Raw genomic sequence first — 16,126 nt, forward strand, 5'->3', positions numbered from 1 at the left:
CGACCGCTTGAATGCTTCGCTGTGCGTGCGCCGGGTCCGGCGCGGGATGACGACGTCCATAGTGTCCACCACCAAGATTAGTGGACACGATCTTCAGCGCACTACACCGCAATGAACAGGTGAGTTTGCCGGGTGCTTACCGAGCGCCTGCTTCGAACGTCATCGTTCTGGGCACTGCAACCACAGGCGTGCCTCTCGTTCATGGCACAAAGGCACCCCACCGCGGCAAGTCGATGCTTGCGCCGCGCCACAGACGCTCACCGGCACACGGTCTCCGCGGCGCGCCAGGGCTTCGTCACTGCGGTCGTAGGCGAAATCTGACACCGGTATCGGACCGCGCCTATCGTCTCGTCCATGCCCAGCCAGTACATTCGGGTCATCGGATGGCCGCAATTGGCGAGCCCTTCCGATCTGTTCAACTACTGTGGGGAGCGGATCATGAATAGTGACATTCTGAAAGGGAACTGGAAGCAGCTCAAAGGACGAGTTCAGGCCCAGTGGGGCAAACTCACCGATGACGATTTGGACGTGATCGAGGGTAGGCGCGAGGAACTCGCGGGCAAGATTCAGGAGCGTTATGGCCTGTCCAGAGAAGAAGCCGAAAAGCAACTCGACGACTGGACCTGAGCGCATGGCTCAATCGGACTGAACGCACGCCGAACGGTTCGACCATCCGACCTACGTCGAGGAGGGCATCATGCTTCACTACGCAGTCGTATTTTTCGTGATCGCAATCATCGCCGCGATCTTCGGATTCACGGGCATCGCAGCAGGCGCTGCGGACATCGCCCAGATCCTGTTCCTGGTATTCCTGGTGATGGCAGTAGTCAGTTTCCTGATCAATCTGACCCGAGGCCGATGATCATCTTTTGGGTGCGAGCGACACTGCGCCAGTGGTAACCGCTCGCCACCGATGCGTCTTACAATCCAAACAGCGCGAAACGGAGAGAGCATTGAATGTTGCGCATTGCCATCGTCGATGATCACCAGATCGTGCGGGCCGGATTCCGCGAGCTCATATCAGATGAACTGGGTTTCGCGATCGCTTTCGAGGCATCCTCCGGCGAAGAAGCTCTGGAGGCTTTGAGCGGGCAAGCCTGCGACGTGCTTCTGCTAGACCTCTCGTTGCCGGGCAAGAGCGGTATCGATGTCCTGCGCACCGTGCGCCAGCGCTACCCACAGACTCGGGTACTGGTATTAAGCGGTTTTCCGGAAGAGCGTTATGCGCTGTCGATGATTCGCAACGGTGCCAGTGGCTACCTTTGCAAGGACTGTGAGCCGGCGGAACTGCTCGCGGCAGTGCATACCGTGCACAGAGGGGGGCGTTACCTCTCTCCACGCACTGCTCAGTTGCTTGCCGACGAAATGCTCGGGAGCGCCGCCGGGTCGCCTCATGAATCCCTGTCCGAGCGCGAGATGCAGGTTTTCGTGAGGCTGGCCAAAGGGGCCTCGGTATCAGCGATTGCCGAGGCGCTGAGCCTTAGCGTCAAGACCGTCAGCACCTATCGTAGCCGTCTGCTCGAAAAGCTCGAGGTCTCGAGCAATGCAGAGTTGGCTGCATACGCGGTGCGCAATGGTCTGATCATGGAATGAGCTTGTTGACGTGAGCGGTGAAAGTGGAAAATTACTTCGTGTCCTCGTGATCGAGGATTCAGCGCTGCTTCGCGGCATGCTTGGGGAGATGCTCGAAGAGATGACGCACGTCGTTGTCGTCGATGCAGTCGCCGGCGAGAACGCCGCCATAGAGAGAATTGCCAGCGGTGAGGTGGATCTGGCCATCGTGGATCTCGAACTCGACGAAGGCAGCGGCTTCGGCGTGCTGCAGCACCTCGGCGCGGCGCCGGATCGTTTCGGCGGCACACGGGCAGTGGTGCTCTCCACCTACGCCCACCGAGCGATACGCAAGCGGTGCGAGCAACTTGGGGCCGAGGCATTCTTCGACAAGGCCTCGGGAATGGACGATTTGCTCGATTTCGTCGAACGTGCCGCCGGCGAAGACAGGCCAAGGAGCTGAACGCGCACCGCTCAGGGTAGCGGGATTTCGGCGCGGATGCGCGTACCTTGGCCTGGTGTGGACTCGACTGTGAAACGACCCGCATAGGTTTGCACCCGGTGACGCATGCCTGCGATGCCGTGGCGATCGAGGGCAGTTCCCGCGACGTCAAAACCGATACCGTCATCGCTTATCGTAATGGTGACAAGTCCGTCATTGCTACTTAACGAAAGTCCCACCCATTTTGCCTTCGCGTACTTTCGAATATTCGTAAACGCCTCTTGGGCGATCCGGAACAGGGCAAGTGAACGTTCCTCGTCGATACCCGCGATCGAGTCGGGCAACGTGACCTCGACATCGAGTTCATTGCCCAGCGCGAAATCCTCACACATTGCGCGCATCGCTTCGATCAGGCCCATTTCATTGAGCAGCGGCGGCCGCAGGTCGTCAATAATGCGCCGCTTAAGCGCGATGCCTTCGCTGAGCGAACGCTGCAAACGATCCAGTCGCTCCTGCCACTGAGCACGCAATTCGGCAGGCAGGCGACGCCCCATCCAGCCAGCGTCGAGTTTTGCTGCAGTAAGCAGGGCACCCAATTCGTCGTGCAATTCACGCGCAAGTCGCTGTTTTTCGGCTTCACGAGCGTTATTGACGTAACGTGCGAGATCGGAAAGTTCAGCGGTGCGCAGCGCGACCTGGTCCTCCAGGCGCCTTTTTTCCGATGCCTGTAACGTAGCAATGCGCTCGCGCAGCTCCAGCTCACGACGCGTACCACTAAACACTGCCAACATGAGCAGCATCGTGCAGGTCGCGAACACGTTGCCGAGCGTACGACTTAGACCAAAGCGCGACTTGGACTGCTCCAGGCTGGCACGTGCCTCGCCGGCCAACTCGTCCCTCAGCTTGCCGATGTGCTGGCGGGTCTCGTCCATCAGAACTCTTCCGACCAAGTCGTTACTCTGCGCACCAACCAGCGTGCGCCGAGCGACGGCCTCGCTCATTGCTTCCCGCTTTGCATCTACCAATGCAAGCAGGGTCGTCACGCGCTGCTGGTCTGACGGACGATTGGCAAAGGTCTGGCGAACCCGTTCTATTGCCTTGGGAAGCGCCGTGGTAGCCGACTCGTAGGGCTCGAGGTACACCGGCTCACCGGTCAACAGGTAGCCACGCACGCCAGTTTCGGCATCCAGCAGGCGCAACAGCAGATGCTCCACGGAATCGATCTGTTCGCTCTGGCTGCGGATCCCATCGACCGCTTCAAGGCCCATCGAAGATTGGGTGGTATTCGTAACCAGCAGGGTGATCACAAACGCCATTCCAAGTGCGAACAGGACATGGTGGCGTTTGCCCAGCGTGCCGTCGTGGCCTGCCCGCGGGGGGGCTGAAGTGCTCATGGCCTTCTCCGACTCAGACTCGGCTTGACTCGCGCAGCTTTCATTTGCAGCCCATCCCGATCAACTACTTGCTGAAGAGAATATCTCAGCAGTCCACGGTGCTGCGCAACCCGGAGCATCGCCAGCAGCCACCACACGATGGCACGGAGGACGGGCCTGTGCCGCGATTGTCCAGCGTCAATGCGTCGGAAAAGCTACTTGTCGGCAGACATACGAGTCCCCGCCACTGCGCGCGAGAGTAAAAGCAGACGGGGCACTTAGCTCCTTGATCGCGATCGTATTGGCTCCGGTGGTGGCCAAAGTCGCAGACGTTGGTTCCGATACTGCGGCCAGTTTACTGGTATCAGCTGCCGGCAGTGCGCAGTGCGCAGTCTGCCGCGTCGCACATCTCGTGAGCGCAACATGCCGGCGCGAATCAAGAACGGACGACGGAAATCGACCACCACGCACCGCGCCGCCGCCTAGCGGCGGCTGCCATACCGAACCCCCCGCGAACCCCGCGTCGCGGCAGCTCTCTTGTGTTGGGAATCTGTCATGATTCAGCGCCGGTTCGAGAACGCACCAATCAGGATGCCCAGCGCGACCGCTCCACCCACGACGGTCCACGGCTTGTCGCGGGCGAGCCGCACAAAACCGTGATTCAGTTGCTGTGCTTTGCCCTGAGCGTCAGCTCCCAACTCAAGCGCCTTGTGGCGCACCCGCGTACTGCCTGCGACCAACGAGCGCTCGATCTCCTTGCCTTTGCCTGCGGCTCGGTCGATGCGCTCTTGGAGCCCGTCAGCGACCCGCTGCGATAGACTGTCGTCTTCGCTTGAGGTCTTTTCCTGAACCTTCGCATCGGCGTTTCTCATTGCATTCTCCTCGATTGTCTGGTCACCAAAAGTGGGACCTCACACTCACATTTTCTCCTTCACGTCCTCTGCCGCCTTTTGAACCTTCTCACCGCCGGCCTCGATGTCCTTGCCGGCGCCTGCGACGGTGTTGCAGCCCGAAATGACGAACATGGCTGCGAGCAACAGTGCGATGATGGTCTTCATGATCTTGACTCCTGTTGTATATGCCTGCCCGGTTGGCGGTAAATGTGAGAGCACAAATCAAATCGGGCTGAGTTCATGCTATTCGCGTCACCGTGACACGCCTGTCAGCGCGCTCGGATTGTGGTGTCGGACGGCGCCTACAGGCCAAACTCTTCGAGTTCGGGCAGCCGTCCTCGTAGTGATTCGGTCACGTTGATATCCCGACGCCAAACGATTGGCATGAGCGGCGCTTGGCATTCACCTGCAGGAAAGCGTCCTTTCGATGGAAGGCTCAGGCGCGAATTTCAGCGCTATCGAGCGAGTAGCTCCACTGATATGTTGCGGCGCTAACTTGACGTGCTCCCCTGGCCGCCAGGCCACTCTCGGCGCAAAGTGAAGTCACGCATGAACCAACCGAGATACTGTCGTACCCGGTGACGATAAGCGCGGAATCAACGCCAAGATCTGCACCTCTGATGCGCTGCTCGTTGGTCATGGGCGCCTGCTGCGCCCCCTGAAGAAGATGCGCGCTGCCAAGGCCGGTCGCTTTCGGTATCGCCAGTAGAACTTCATCAAGCAACCACCCGGTGAGCAGCGCGGCCTGGTCGGCTTGGGGGGTGAAGCGAATCAGTGCCGCTGCACTGCCTTGGCCAAACCCCGAACTCCCGACCACGGAGCACAGCCCCCTGTTCATTCCCATGTAATGGGGCATCATCCTTGTGGTCCAGGGCGTCGGGTTGTTCAGTCGCTCGAGATAGGCTGCCGATGTAAGCGTCGCCAAGCTCTCGACCTCGTAGAGAACCATATAACGCGGTCCTCCGGCGCTTGCCAGCCAGCGAGTACCGCGGCGGAAGCCAGGAATCGAAAGTCGCTCTGGAAGATGCTCGTGGGTGTGCCAACGATCATGTTCTTCGATGGCGCTGGCTTCAACGTCAAATGAAAGAAGCATTGCTGCTGAACCGAGCAAGGGCATGATGTTCTCCCTATTTGAAGGACGAAGCGGCGCAATCGCTGCTAAATCGGGCGTGGATTGAGGCGCGTGTTGCGCAGGTCCGGTTGACTACCAGGTTGGGCATCTGGCTACACCCACCCATTCGCGACAAACTCGTCGATTGCATATACCCGGTTTTCGAGTTGGCGAGAGAAGACCGCAGCAACGATTTTCGCAACGCCGTCTGCATAGGGCGATGCGCCATACACTCTTGTTTCGAGCGATATGCAGCAGGTCCCGTCTTCAATGCGAATCGTGTGCACGGCGTGTCGGCTCAAGTGTTCAGCAGGAATACGTAGTGCCGACAGCTGCTCGTCGGGATCGCGCACCGACGTCACGTCCTTGGCGGAAAGGCCCAACGCTTGCGCAACGGAAACTGCCGTTCCTGGAACAGAGCGTTTTTCGGCTTGATGCGATTCGGTGACGTCGATGTGGTACCCGTTAAATAGCTTCCCGCTTCTCGCCAGCATATTCATGAACTTCAGCATGAGAATGTTGGTGTTGGGGCACAAGACAACCGGGAACGCAGGCGAGCGAGATTCGAGTTTCGATCCGGTCGCCAACTCGACCAAGGGCGAGTTGGTTTTCCGGCAATAGGCGGCCACTTCATCGAGCTCTCTGCCAGAGCCCGCGTGAACAACCACCGAGCGACCTTCCGTTTTCGAAGCATACGACCATTGGCGGACCTTGAGCGGAGCGCCGAGCGCCAGCTGATCCAGTAGTTCTGTCGCCAACTTTCCCGAGCCAACTATTAGGACTTGCATGACGCGCTCATTGAGATGCAACGGTTTGAAGATGCCTACGCAGGAGTGAGCCGACTGTGCGGCCTTTCGCGCAGGTTCGCCCGACTGCGAGGTTGGGGGACGTGTTACCCATGCCCCTGAAGCGTTGCATGCTCAGCCAACTCAGCGTCGATGAAGCCAGCAATCATCGCGCGGTAGACCTGCTCAGTGACGGTTGGGTTTGCGCCAAACTCTACAGAAAGGGCTGTGACTTTGGAAATGACCTGTTCAACTCGCTGGGGCGCCTTGACGTCGGTGGTGGTTCTCTTGAACTTGGCCGCCTGCTTAACATAGGCGCCACGCTCTGCCAGTAACGCAACAATCTCGCGGTCGATGCGATCAATATGGGTTCGAACTTCCTCGATGTTCTGGCAATCTTCGATGATCTTCAACCTATGCTCCTTGGCAAGCTGACGAATACAGGTACATTGATTATCGTGTAGCCGAATTTCATGATTCGTCCCGTCTGGAGGCCTGCAAAGCAAGCGACAGATATTGAGCCAACTTCTTGTCCTTGATCTGAGAGGCAGTCATCAATTTGAGGTGCCGACGCCCCTTCCCCGTCCCCTCAAGAAACCCGAATGGGTCATTGATCTTTGCGCCGTTCCCGAATTCGACTGTTACGTGCGCTTTGTAGGCGAAAACCCCACCAAACTGCACGCCTGACGTAAACAGGATGCCGCCATACTTGACTTCTTCCGACGTTCTCTCAATTTTCTCTTTTACCAAGGCGCGAACGGCTTCGACGATTTGATAATTCTGCTCGCTCACAAGACGGATGTCTTCAAGCAGCTGTTGAACAGATTTCTTTGTCATGTTGTGGATCGTATCCTCAGTCGGCTACACGCTTTACTACATACCATAGAGCTGACCGGCACTGCGCGACTTTACCAGGCGACGTCCAGTGAGCGAAGCGAACGGGGAGGAGCGTCCGGTTAGCCATTGCGTGCCACCATGGTTTGATAGTGCATTCCATTAAACGACTTTGGTGGCTCAATAGCCGTGAAACCAAGGCTTTCATACACAGGAACCGCAAACAGAGATGAGCGAACCGTCAGCATATCTCCCAATGCACCGCTACCTAAAGCGGCATGCCATAGCTGCTTGCCAATACCCAGTTTTTGATACGCCGGATGAACGAAAAAATATTTCACGTGGCTCCTATCGCTAACGGCAAGAACACCAACAAGTGTTTGTTCTAGAGCAGCCACCAGCCAGACCATTTGTTCAGACTTCAGTAGCTTTGCTATCTGAATCGGTTGTACGCTTTCTCTATACCAGTCGGGGCATGCTTGTTCGGGTGTAAAGCAGCACGTGACCGAGGTTGAGTAAATCAACTCGGCAACATCGGAAACATCATCTTCCTGTGCTTGGCGTATTTCGGGAATATTTTTCATGGCCAACGTTTGACTTGAGAAGCATGACCCTGCTTGCCGGGGCATATCCTCACGATGGGAGGGATAGGCGTCACTGCGCAGACCATTCCATGAAAACAGCGCTTTGCTGATAGCCATCGAGATCCTGCTTTTCCTGATACGCCGACATGCTGTTGTCAGAGTACGGATCTATGTCCACAAAGCCTACAGAGCGGTAAAGCGTGTGTGCCGCGCTTAAAGCCTTCAGGCTTTCCAGGCGAACCGTTCCATAGCCCAATATCCTGGCATCATGGAGGAGTGTTTCAACCAGTGCGCGACCGGCCCCGACACCCCGGAGGTGATCTTGAACATACATTCGTTGAATCTCCCCAAGGCCGGGAGCCAGGCGCTTGAGGCAACCGACGCCTGAGAAGCCGGTTCCTGATTCGATCAGGTAGAAGCGGCCATTCGGCGGGTAGAACTTGGATCGATCATTGATGTCCGATGCGACCATTGCCTCGACATCGAACGACAGCCCGTACTCGGACCTTGCGATGCCAGCCACCCAAAGAAGGTACTCGGTAATCAGTTGGCGAGCGGCATCGCGGTGCGCTTGCGTTTCAACAGGGATCAAAGCGAATTTGCGATCGAGCATGAAGGCTCCTGCTTCTTGACGCCTGGCGTAAAGGAACCGGGTGCGCCACTTGCGGCGCATCCCAGCGACCAGAGAGAGCCAACTCGACCGCAATGTTATGCCGCATGGCGGGCCTCAACTGATGTCTGTGATTTTTGAGATCGCTCCATCTTGGAACTCGAACTCGGAGCGGCCAGAGAAATTTAGAACTTGCCCTTTCTTCAGGCCATTTGGCAGATCCGCAGCAACGACGGCACGAAAAGCGATTGTGGCAACCGCTACAGAGCCTTGAAGCTCGAAGGACTCAATTTTCTGCTGCCGTTCGGAGAACAGCGATAACGACTGCTGCGCGAGAGTTCTAAGTTCCGTAACCCCATTTGTGCGTGCGTTCACGACACCAGCAGAAATGTTCTTGAATTCAATCTGCGGATGAACATTCATGAGCATGTCGTCAATGTTCTTGCGGTTGTATGCGTCGATGTAGTGGTCGACGATTGCGCGAATATCAATAGAACTCAATTGGTATCTCCGAGAAATGCTGAATGACTTAGAACTAACCCGCGCTGCGCGGCTTTACCAAGCAGCGTCCACCGAACTGAAAGAATCGAGGTTGAGCACCTTGTCAGGAATCACTTTCGGCTGGAAAAGAGTTTATCGTAAGCGGCAGTGGAGAACCCTTGGACTCGCTGCCCTCTAGCCAATAGCAAAGGAACGCCTTTTCCACCACCGGCTTGGGCAAACGATGCCTTCCCCTCGTTTGTATCGATATCAATTTCTTCGTATGAAATGCCCTTACCAGCCAAATAGGCCTTAGCTTTCGCACAATATCCACACCACGTCGCCGAGTAGAGAACAGTACTTTCGCGCGACGCAACAACTGGCGCCGATGCTCTCAGCCTCTTCAGTTGTTCAACATATGAGGCGGCTTGCTTGGGCAAGGCACTGCTGGGAAGATTCTCAAACGTAATCGTCTTCTCGATCCTCCCTTCAACCGGGGGGCGGTCACTGTAAACGACTTTTCCATCTGGTCCAATCGATTTGTACATCGTATCGGCAAATGTAGTGGTTGCCGAAAAGCCAATAATGAGCATGAGCATTGAATGATAGAGAGATGCCATGTGTGAGGCCTAACATTTTATGAAAGAGGGGCTGCGGAGCGCTTTATCGAGCAGCAAGAAGCAATCATCTCCAGAACCATTGCGCATGGACGCCATTTCTTCTCCTGCCCCCATTTTGCTGTCATAGCTGCAATAGCGATATTGCCATTCTGGACAAAGGATCGCATCGAGCATGGCAAGCGATTGCATGACCCGACGTAGCTGGGGAATTGATGGAAGCAAATCAGGCGACATGAGTAGCAACCTGACGCTTGACATGAGAGGCTCGACCCGGCTTGCCGGGGCGTGCCCTCTCGATGGAAGGGTCAGCCGTCATTGTCGTGCGACTCCAGGGCCAGCAAGAGACTGGTTCTGTGCTCGCGAGCGACGGTTTGCCACGACTCGCCACAAAGTGCGGCCTCAATTGCCCAAAGGAGATTGAGGCTGACCCGTGCCCCCGACCGCTTGGCCATGGAGAAGGCAGCAACAGACCCTAGCGCAGCGAGGTGTTCAGCAGACTTGACTCCGGCTGCAGCGAGGACTGCGGCCGACTTCGGGCCGAGGTTTGGCATGGCCTCAAGCTCAAGAATGGCTTGTGGTGATGGCGCCAACTTTCCGGATGGTTCAGCCGTGCGGCTCATTTTGCTGGCGCCGATGGCTGCAGTGATGGCCGCTTGAATTGCCGCCTTTGCCTGCGGGCTATTCTTCCAGCAGGTGGAACCGACGATTGCTGCTGCACCTTCGACGATTTGGCGGGCATCAGCAGCAGCCAATTCCTTCAAGCTTGAAAAGCCCATCTGTTCTAACCGCGCGATGACCGTTGGTCCTACGCCCTTCACGGCAAGGAGAAGTTCTCGATCAGTGGCTGCAAATGGCATCGAAAGTACTCGTGTGACGGCTAACGCCCAAGTTCTCGGACAGCCATGCGAAGCATGGACTTCCATGTGCGACGACGAGTTGGGCGCATGAGCGTTGGCGCGCAGGTTGTGGAGCTCATGGTGAATATGGCTGCTCAACGATGCGTTGCGAGATCCACCAGATGTTGCCGTGCTGGTCTCTCACGCCTCCCTGGCGGTCACCGTAAGGCATATCATCGACGGGCATTTCAAGAGTTGCTCCGTGGTCCAGGGCTTGTTGGATGGATTGGTCTGCATTCGCCACATAGAGATAGAACGCGGATGCCATGGCCTGATAGCGATCAGTGGCTTGGCTCACCATGACAGTTGAGTCACCGATCCGAACCTGTACGTTTTGAATGTCACCGTTGGGACGCATGGTCCTGCAAGTTTCCTTGCCGCCAAGGCCGTTGACGAGAAAGGATACGAATTCTTCGGCGCGATCGACGAAGAAGTAGGGGGCGATGGTGTTGAAGCCTGGCGGGATGTACATGACCCTTCCTATCGTGACTCGTAACGAATGAAATGGACGCCCCCTGTACCAGCGGCATCGGCATACCAGATTGGGATTGCGAAAGTCTCAATCACGGTGAGGTGGAGTCAAAATGAACGTTACCACTGTCGGCATCGACCTGGCGAAGAATGTATTCAGTGTGCATGGGGTCGGGAAGGATGGCAAGGTGCTGCTCAACCGAAGTGTCGGGCGTGGCGACCTGCTGCCGATGTTCGTGCAGATGCCGCCGTGCCTAATCGGTATGGAAGCGTGTTCGGGCACGCACCACTTCGCGCGCGAACTACGCCGGCTCGGGCACGACGCCCGGATCATGGCACCGCGCTTTGTCGCCCCCTATCGCAAGAGCGGCAAGAACGACGGCAATGACGTCGAGGCGATCTGCGAAGCGGTGGCGCTGCCGAACATGCGCTTCGTCGCGGTGAAATCGGTCGAACAGCAGACCGTGTTGGCGCTGCATCGGGTGCGCAAGGAAGTCTCCGACCAGCGCACGGCGCTCATCAACCAACTGCGAGGGATGCTGTGCGAATTCGGTGTGGTGTTGCCGCGCGGCCGCTACAGCTGCCGCCACAAACTGCCGCCAGCACTCAAAGAGTCCGGTAACGGCATTCCCGAGTTGGCGCGGCGGCTGTTCCATGAGGTGAACCAACGCATTGGAGCACTCGATGTCCAGATCCTCGCCCACGACCGCGAAATCGAAGCGCTCGCGCGCCACAGCGAAGCCGCGCAGCGCCTAATGGAGATCCCCGGTGTCGGATCGGTGACCGCGACCGCGATCGTCGCCAGTGTCGCCGACATGAAGATCTTCAAGAGCAGGAGTGAATTCGCCGCCTGGCTCGGCTTGGTGCCGCGCCAATATTCGACCGGCGGCAAGGTGCGCCTGGGGCGCATCACCAAACAGGGCGACGTGTATCTGCGAACCCTTGTATTGACCCAGCAAATCCTGCACAGGTCATGCTGCTAAAGCAAATGCCTCGGTGGGCGTCTTCATTTTCAGCGACTGATGGGGTCATTGCTGGTTGTAGAACTGAATCCAGTCGCCGATCACTCGGCTGGCATGCTGCAAGGTTTCGAATCGGTGTCGGTGGACGCACTGCTCCTTAAGGGTGCGAATCATCCGTTCCACCAGACCGTTCTGCTGTGGCGTGTAAGGTGTGATGAACTCCTGCTTCAGTCCGTAGCTTTTGACCAGTGTCGTGTAACTGCGGCTAGTGAAGACCAGGCCGTTATCCGAACGCAGCAGAAAAGGCTCTTTCACGCGTCCGAGCGTGCCGAAACGGGCAATCAGGGCTTGCTCCAGTGCGTTTTCGGCCGTTCGTGACTTCCCACTGCGAGAGACGTGCCAACCGAGCAACTCACGACTGAAACAGTCGATCACCAGTGCCATCGTGGCCCAGCCGTCACGACCTGCCCAGACACGGCAGAGATCGGTTGCCCAGCGCTCGTTCGGCCGTGACGCCCTTGAACGCCTTGCCTCAACCCGGGGCCGAAACCCGACAGGGCGCTTCCTGACCTGCCAGCCCTGGAGTTGAAACACCCGTTGTACCGTGTTCTTGTTGAATCCGAGCAGATGTGCCACGGTCCGGTAGCCAAAGGACGGGTTGTCTTCGATCATCGCCTTGATCGGTTCGGCAAAACAGGACTGAACCTGAGGCGGCGACTTCACCGTGCGGTAGTAGAACGTGCGACGTGGCACCTCAAACCATCGGCACAGCTGACTGATCGAGACGACGATTCCTTCTTCCTTGAGTCCCTGACGGATCGTCTCGATCACTTCTCGTCCTCGCCCAGCAGGGACTGCAATTTTTTTCTGGCGCGCAGCTCCAGCATCGCCTCACCATAGGCTTCCTGCAACTGCTTGATCTGCTTCTCGTACTGCTCCCGGATGTCCAGCGGATTCGCTCGCAGGGCATTCTCCATGCCCCGCCTGGCCTCTTCGATCCACGTCTCAATCTCCGATGGAGGCAGGTCATACGAACGACTAGCCTCTGCCACCGTCGTCTTGCCCTGCAGGATTTCCATCACCAACGCACTCTTGCGCTTGGCCATCCAGCGCTTGATCTCGTCTTCCATTGCCGTACCCATGTGTCACTCCTTTCTAGGTTAACACCTGAGCAGCTTTTCACTGGGTTAATACAGAAGCCGCACCTCGACCGAAATGTTAGACGGCGATTTCATTGCGTAAAGCCTCTAATTCCTTGACGTGGACTGAGCGAGCCAATCCTTCTCCGCCTGCAGTGGCAGCACTAGCACACCACCTAGCCCGATCAATTGCAAAATCGAGTGCGACAAGGCGCAACTCATTTGAATTGAAGTGAGGCAAGGCGTGCTGCAAAAGCAAAGCGGTGAAATCTACATCGCGAGGCCAGCCGAGCTCATTTGCCTCAGGTTCTAAGGCGGCCAATTGCGAGCGCAATTCTTGGACACTTCTAGCCTGCGTAACTGAGGTAACAAGCAACTCAATTTGAGATGTATCGCTGCCTTCTTTTCGGAGTGCGGTGCGGTGATATGCGAGAGCGTCCATGGCTAAGCCGTCTAACGAATGAAAGGGACTTCCCGGTCCCGGCCTGACCGCATTGCGGCAACTGGCACGAAAGTGCCACGATGGGAAGTGCGAAGTCTCATCAATCTGTCCGAAAGGGGAAGTCCATGAACATTCTGACCGTTGGGATCGATCTCGCCAAGAGTGTATTTGCTGTGCATGGAGTGAATGAAGGCGGCCGTGCCGAACTCGTGCGCCCGGCCGTGCCGCGCGAAAAATTGCACGAACTCATCGCGACGCTGCCGCCGTGCGTGATCGGCATGGAAGCATGTTCGGGCGCCCATCATTGGGCCCGGTTGTTTCAGGCTGCAGGGCACACGGTGCGCTTGGTTGCGCCGAAGTTTGTCACGCCTTACCGGATGAGCGGACGGCGCAGCAAGAACGACGCGGCCGATGCGGCGGCGATCTGTGAGGCCGTGCAACGGCCACACATGCGCTTTGTGCCGATCAAGACGCTCGATCAACAATCCCAACTGATGGTGCACCGCGCCCGCCAAGGGTTCGTCGAGCAGCGCACGGCCACAATCAACCGCATCCGTGGCCTGCTGGCCGAGTTGGGTATCGTGCTGCCGCTCAAGGCGGCCACCGTCCGCCGCCGTGCCGCCCTGTGCCTGGAAGAGTTGCCCGGCTGGGCCAACACGGTCATAGGGGATTTGCTCGGCGAAGTCGATCGCCTCGATGACCGTATCGCACAATATGACCGACACATCCGCCAGATTGCCCGGCAAGACATCCGCGCCCAGCGCCTGACCCGGCTGAGCGGTGTGGGCGAGACCACCGCAACGTGTCTGGTCGCCATGATCGGCAACGGTCACGACTTCGACTGCGGCCGCCAGTTCGCCGCCTGGCTCGGTTTGGTGCCCGGTCAGTACAGCTCTGGCGGCAAGGCACGGCTCGGACGCATCACCAAGGCGGGCGATGCGTACCTGCGCAGCCTGCTTGTCATGGGCGCACGAGCCGTGCTGGCAGCAGCCCGTAACAAGACTGACAGTCTGAGTCGATGGGCACTGGCGGTGCAGCAACGGCGAGGCTATTGGAAGGCCGTCGTAGCCATCGCCGCGAAGAACGCGCGTATGGCCTGGGCGGTATTGCGACGAGGCGAAGCCTTTGCACTGCCAGCTTGAAACATTGCCGCTTACCAACCGACCAGAACGAATCGATTTGACCGCCGCGTGACGACAAGCGTTGATGACAACAGGTTCGGACCTGCGCGGGGAGTGACCGATTAACTCAAGGGCGGCCGCATGTGTGCCGGCTAACGAATGGGTCCCCCGCGTGCGTCCTTCATCAGGGTCCGCAGCCAATCGACGGCTGTAACGATGACCGTTTGTAGTTTGGCCAGTCCGCATCTTGTTGTTCCTGATCGCTTAGCTGCCTGCCCGGGTGCCGTGGTGTCGAAGAGCGAGAATCAATGCCCGCTACGCGGGCCGGGGAATACTATTGCTTGACAGGTGGAGAAGCCCTTGTAGTCGAAGGTAAGGGGCGCTGCGCGGAGCTTTATCGCGCAGCGTCCAGCGACCGAAGGGAGCGACCTTGACTGATGGGATGGACTCCCCCTCCTTTTCGGCGCTCAATTGGCGCCACCGGTGCTCATGGGGATGGGGATCGGTCTTCAGAAGGAGGAGTCCGTCATGCATGCTACTACCGTTGCCGTCGACCTGGCCAAGAGCGTCTTTCAACTCGCCGTCGCCGATTCGTCCTGGCGTGTGATCGAAAGTCACCGGCTCACCCGAACCCAGTTCGAGCGCTGGTTTGCCAATCGGAACATCTCGCTCGTCATCATGGAGGCCTGCGGTTCGGCGCATCACTGGGCACGCTGGCTCAATTCGCTTGGTATCGAGGTACGATTGCTGCCCGCGGCCTATATCCGCGCCTATGTCCGGCGCAACAAGACCGATGCCGCCGACGCCCGCGCTTTGCTCGAAGCGGCCCGTGCGGCCGACATCGAGCCGGTGCGCGTGAAGACCGTCGAACAGCAAGCGCTGCAGGGCCTGCATCGGATTCGGTCGCTGTGGATGAGTACCCGTACTTCGCGCATCAATGCACTTCGTGGCTTCTGCCGGGAGTTCGGCTTGAGCATCCCGCAAGGCGCACGCACCGGCGTCGAGGCGATGAGTCGCGTATTGGCCGATCCACGCTCGCCGGTGCCCGCGCTGATCCGCGAATCGATGCGGCTGCTCATCGAGGAGATCCGTCTGCTCGAACAACGCATCGCACAGCTGGAGCGGGAATTCACCGAACTGGCGAGGCATAGTGCCGCGTGCACGCAATTGATGTCGGTGCCGGGCATCGGCCTGTTGACCGCGACGGCAATGGTGGCGGCTACCGGCGGTGACGTGACGCACTTCAAGGATGCCCGCCATTTCGCAAGCTGGTTCGGGCTTACCCCCAAGGAATACTCGTCGGGAAGTACCCGAAAGCTCGGCAGGATCTCGAAACGGGGAGACCGCTATCTGAGGATGTTGCTTACCCATGGCGCCCGGGCCGTGCTGCGAGCCGCAGCGCTGGCTCGAAACGCGAGCCGGCCGCTCGATGGATTGCGCGCCTGGGCGACCGACGTGCAGCAACGCACCAACCACAACAAGGCCGCCTGCGCGCTGGCAAACAAGCTTGCCCGCATCTGCCATGCCGTACTGCGCGACCGCACCGCCTACGGCAATCCGCCGCTGCGTCCGAACAAGAAGCTCGAACGCACCGCTTTCGCCATCGCCTCCTGATCGATTCACACCCTATCTCCTCACCGTTGCGCCGAGACTGATCGCTCATCATGGCAAACCGGGCCACACCCACGCGATACAACGCCGATAACTCTTCCGGCTCTCCAGCAGCCGCTTGTAACGATTGGCGCTTCGCGAGCAGATTCCATGTCGGCACGGGACATTCAGAACCCACACGAGATGCCGGATATACGACTG

At 58.1% G+C, this 16,126-nt stretch carries 23 protein-coding genes; 7 read left to right on the plus strand and 16 right to left on the minus strand.

What is annotated here, in order from left to right; all coding sequences use genetic code 11:
• Nucleotides 1-438 precede the first annotated feature (438 nt).
• The 4 genes from J5J83_RS12205 (at nucleotide 439) to J5J83_RS12220 (ending at nucleotide 2,014) form a co-directional block, all read left to right on the plus strand.
• Entirely contained in the window at nucleotides 439-627 is a 189-nt protein-coding gene (locus J5J83_RS12205) for a CsbD family protein (protein WP_212349477.1), read from the plus strand.
• 70 nt (nucleotides 628-697) lie between these two features.
• Nucleotides 698-862, plus strand: coding sequence for a DUF1328 domain-containing protein (locus J5J83_RS12210; protein WP_212349479.1), 165 nt, complete (start codon nucleotides 698-700; stop codon nucleotides 860-862).
• Nucleotides 863-957: 95 nt separating this feature from the next.
• Nucleotides 958-1,593, plus strand: a complete 636-nt coding sequence (locus tag J5J83_RS12215; RefSeq protein WP_212349481.1) for a response regulator transcription factor — start codon at nucleotides 958-960, stop codon at nucleotides 1,591-1,593.
• 46 nt (nucleotides 1,594-1,639) lie between these two features.
• Nucleotides 1,640-2,014, plus strand: coding sequence for a response regulator (locus tag J5J83_RS12220; protein ID WP_349251888.1), 375 nt, complete (start codon nucleotides 1,640-1,642; stop codon nucleotides 2,012-2,014).
• A gap of 11 nt (nucleotides 2,015-2,025) precedes the next feature.
• Here J5J83_RS12220 and J5J83_RS12225 read toward each other — a convergent pair whose 3' ends face one another.
• From J5J83_RS12225 to J5J83_RS12285, 13 genes are all read right to left on the minus strand, one after another.
• The gene (locus J5J83_RS12225) at nucleotides 2,026-3,387 is read right to left on the minus strand and encodes a CHASE3 domain-containing protein (RefSeq protein ID WP_212349482.1); all 1,362 of its coding nucleotides are present in this window, start codon (nucleotides 3,385-3,387) and stop codon (nucleotides 2,026-2,028) included.
• Between the two features lie 539 nt (nucleotides 3,388-3,926).
• A complete protein-coding gene (locus tag J5J83_RS12230) occupies nucleotides 3,927-4,238 on the minus strand; it encodes a DUF883 family protein (protein WP_212349484.1) in 312 nt (103 codons plus the stop codon).
• A 45-nt stretch (nucleotides 4,239-4,283) separates the two neighbouring features.
• Nucleotides 4,284-4,424: an entericidin A/B family lipoprotein gene (locus tag J5J83_RS12235; protein WP_212349486.1), complete on the minus strand. Its 141-nt coding sequence runs from the start codon at nucleotides 4,422-4,424 to the stop codon at nucleotides 4,284-4,286.
• A 271-nt stretch (nucleotides 4,425-4,695) separates the two neighbouring features.
• Nucleotides 4,696-5,376 (minus strand): DUF4286 family protein, encoded by a 681-nt coding sequence (locus J5J83_RS12240; protein ID WP_212349488.1) that lies wholly within the window; start codon nucleotides 5,374-5,376, stop codon nucleotides 4,696-4,698.
• 107 nt (nucleotides 5,377-5,483) lie between these two features.
• Nucleotides 5,484-6,158: a dihydrodipicolinate reductase C-terminal domain-containing protein gene (locus tag J5J83_RS12245; protein ID WP_212349490.1), complete on the minus strand. Its 675-nt coding sequence runs from the start codon at nucleotides 6,156-6,158 to the stop codon at nucleotides 5,484-5,486.
• Nucleotides 6,159-6,262: 104 nt separating this feature from the next.
• Nucleotides 6,263-6,568: a chorismate mutase gene (locus J5J83_RS12250; RefSeq protein WP_212349492.1), complete on the minus strand. Its 306-nt coding sequence runs from the start codon at nucleotides 6,566-6,568 to the stop codon at nucleotides 6,263-6,265.
• A gap of 58 nt (nucleotides 6,569-6,626) precedes the next feature.
• Nucleotides 6,627-6,992 (minus strand): DUF1801 domain-containing protein, encoded by a 366-nt coding sequence (locus J5J83_RS12255; RefSeq protein WP_212349494.1) that lies wholly within the window; start codon nucleotides 6,990-6,992, stop codon nucleotides 6,627-6,629.
• Between the two features lie 119 nt (nucleotides 6,993-7,111).
• On the minus strand, nucleotides 7,112-7,690 hold the full coding sequence (locus J5J83_RS12260; protein WP_212349496.1) for a GNAT family N-acetyltransferase: 579 nt from the start codon (nucleotides 7,688-7,690) through the stop codon (nucleotides 7,112-7,114).
• Nucleotides 7,644-8,186 (minus strand): GNAT family N-acetyltransferase, encoded by a 543-nt coding sequence (locus J5J83_RS12265; RefSeq protein WP_212349498.1) that lies wholly within the window; start codon nucleotides 8,184-8,186, stop codon nucleotides 7,644-7,646. Before J5J83_RS12265 ends, J5J83_RS12260 begins: the two co-directional genes overlap by 47 nt.
• Before the next feature lie 114 nt (nucleotides 8,187-8,300).
• Nucleotides 8,301-8,684: a nuclear transport factor 2 family protein gene (locus J5J83_RS12270; RefSeq protein ID WP_212349500.1), complete on the minus strand. Its 384-nt coding sequence runs from the start codon at nucleotides 8,682-8,684 to the stop codon at nucleotides 8,301-8,303.
• Nucleotides 8,685-8,794: 110 nt separating this feature from the next.
• The gene (locus J5J83_RS12275) at nucleotides 8,795-9,283 is read right to left on the minus strand and encodes a glutaredoxin family protein (protein ID WP_212349502.1); all 489 of its coding nucleotides are present in this window, start codon (nucleotides 9,281-9,283) and stop codon (nucleotides 8,795-8,797) included.
• 305 nt (nucleotides 9,284-9,588) lie between these two features.
• On the minus strand, nucleotides 9,589-10,140 hold the full coding sequence (locus J5J83_RS12280) for a TfoX/Sxy family protein (protein WP_212349504.1): 552 nt from the start codon (nucleotides 10,138-10,140) through the stop codon (nucleotides 9,589-9,591).
• A gap of 115 nt (nucleotides 10,141-10,255) precedes the next feature.
• A complete protein-coding gene (locus J5J83_RS12285) occupies nucleotides 10,256-10,651 on the minus strand; it encodes a VOC family protein (protein WP_212349506.1) in 396 nt (131 codons plus the stop codon).
• 112 nt (nucleotides 10,652-10,763) lie between these two features.
• Here J5J83_RS12285 and J5J83_RS12290 point away from each other — a divergent pair, with 112 nt between their 5' ends.
• Nucleotides 10,764-11,633, plus strand: coding sequence for an IS110 family transposase (locus tag J5J83_RS12290; protein WP_212349508.1), 870 nt, complete (start codon nucleotides 10,764-10,766; stop codon nucleotides 11,631-11,633).
• Nucleotides 11,634-11,678: 45 nt separating this feature from the next.
• Here J5J83_RS12290 and J5J83_RS12295 read toward each other — a convergent pair whose 3' ends face one another.
• The 3 genes from J5J83_RS12295 to J5J83_RS12305 form a co-directional block, all read right to left on the minus strand.
• Nucleotides 11,679-12,443, minus strand: coding sequence for an IS3 family transposase (locus J5J83_RS12295; RefSeq protein WP_212349510.1), 765 nt, complete (start codon nucleotides 12,441-12,443; stop codon nucleotides 11,679-11,681).
• Nucleotides 12,440-12,754 (minus strand): DUF1153 domain-containing protein, encoded by a 315-nt coding sequence (locus J5J83_RS12300; protein ID WP_212349512.1) that lies wholly within the window; start codon nucleotides 12,752-12,754, stop codon nucleotides 12,440-12,442. The genes J5J83_RS12295 and J5J83_RS12300 overlap by 4 nt, the downstream gene beginning before the upstream one ends.
• Before the next feature lie 76 nt (nucleotides 12,755-12,830).
• Entirely contained in the window at nucleotides 12,831-13,193 is a 363-nt protein-coding gene (locus tag J5J83_RS12305) for a hypothetical protein (protein WP_212349514.1), read from the minus strand.
• A 125-nt stretch (nucleotides 13,194-13,318) separates the two neighbouring features.
• On the opposite strand from J5J83_RS12305, the gene J5J83_RS12310 reads away from it, so the two are divergent.
• Nucleotides 13,319-14,335, plus strand: coding sequence for an IS110 family transposase (locus tag J5J83_RS12310; protein WP_212353067.1), 1,017 nt, complete (start codon nucleotides 13,319-13,321; stop codon nucleotides 14,333-14,335).
• Nucleotides 14,336-14,842: 507 nt separating this feature from the next.
• Nucleotides 14,843-15,928 carry an IS110 family transposase gene (locus J5J83_RS12315; RefSeq protein WP_249115703.1) on the plus strand — a complete coding sequence of 362 codons (1,086 nt, stop codon included), beginning with the start codon at nucleotides 14,843-14,845 and terminating at the stop codon, nucleotides 15,926-15,928.
• Nucleotides 15,929-16,126 lie beyond the last annotated feature (198 nt).

The organism is Azoarcus sp. L1K30 (assembly GCF_018122735.1).
Lineage (GTDB): Bacteria > Pseudomonadota > Gammaproteobacteria > Burkholderiales > Rhodocyclaceae > Parazoarcus.

Coding starts and splice junctions, on each gene's coding strand:
- J5J83_RS12205 (WP_212349477.1), top strand. CDS start 439: ATGAATAGTGACATTCTGAAAGGGAACTGGAAGCAGCTCAAAGGACGA.
- J5J83_RS12210 (WP_212349479.1), top strand. CDS start 698: ATGCTTCACTACGCAGTCGTATTTTTCGTGATCGCAATCATCGCCGCG.
- J5J83_RS12215 (WP_212349481.1), top strand. CDS start 958: ATGTTGCGCATTGCCATCGTCGATGATCACCAGATCGTGCGGGCCGGA.
- J5J83_RS12225 (WP_212349482.1), bottom strand. CDS start 3,387: ATGAGCACTTCAGCCCCCCCGCGGGCAGGCCACGACGGCACGCTGGGC.
- J5J83_RS12230 (WP_212349484.1), bottom strand. CDS start 4,238: ATGAGAAACGCCGATGCGAAGGTTCAGGAAAAGACCTCAAGCGAAGAC.
- J5J83_RS12235 (WP_212349486.1), bottom strand. CDS start 4,424: ATGAAGACCATCATCGCACTGTTGCTCGCAGCCATGTTCGTCATTTCG.
- J5J83_RS12240 (WP_212349488.1), bottom strand. CDS start 5,376: ATGCCCTTGCTCGGTTCAGCAGCAATGCTTCTTTCATTTGACGTTGAA.
- J5J83_RS12245 (WP_212349490.1), bottom strand. CDS start 6,158: ATGCAAGTCCTAATAGTTGGCTCGGGAAAGTTGGCGACAGAACTACTG.
- J5J83_RS12255 (WP_212349494.1), bottom strand. CDS start 6,992: ATGACAAAGAAATCTGTTCAACAGCTGCTTGAAGACATCCGTCTTGTG.
- J5J83_RS12260 (WP_212349496.1), bottom strand. CDS start 7,690: ATGGCTATCAGCAAAGCGCTGTTTTCATGGAATGGTCTGCGCAGTGAC.
- J5J83_RS12265 (WP_212349498.1), bottom strand. CDS start 8,186: ATGCTCGATCGCAAATTCGCTTTGATCCCTGTTGAAACGCAAGCGCAC.
- J5J83_RS12275 (WP_212349502.1), bottom strand. CDS start 9,283: ATGGCATCTCTCTATCATTCAATGCTCATGCTCATTATTGGCTTTTCG.
- J5J83_RS12280 (WP_212349504.1), bottom strand. CDS start 10,140: ATGCCATTTGCAGCCACTGATCGAGAACTTCTCCTTGCCGTGAAGGGC.
- J5J83_RS12285 (WP_212349506.1), bottom strand. CDS start 10,651: ATGTACATCCCGCCAGGCTTCAACACCATCGCCCCCTACTTCTTCGTC.
- J5J83_RS12290 (WP_212349508.1), top strand. CDS start 10,764: ATGAACGTTACCACTGTCGGCATCGACCTGGCGAAGAATGTATTCAGT.
- J5J83_RS12300 (WP_212349512.1), bottom strand. CDS start 12,754: ATGGGTACGGCAATGGAAGACGAGATCAAGCGCTGGATGGCCAAGCGC.
- J5J83_RS12305 (WP_212349514.1), bottom strand. CDS start 13,193: ATGGACGCTCTCGCATATCACCGCACCGCACTCCGAAAAGAAGGCAGC.
- J5J83_RS12310 (WP_212353067.1), top strand. CDS start 13,319: ATGAACATTCTGACCGTTGGGATCGATCTCGCCAAGAGTGTATTTGCT.
- J5J83_RS12315 (WP_249115703.1), top strand. CDS start 14,843: ATGCATGCTACTACCGTTGCCGTCGACCTGGCCAAGAGCGTCTTTCAA.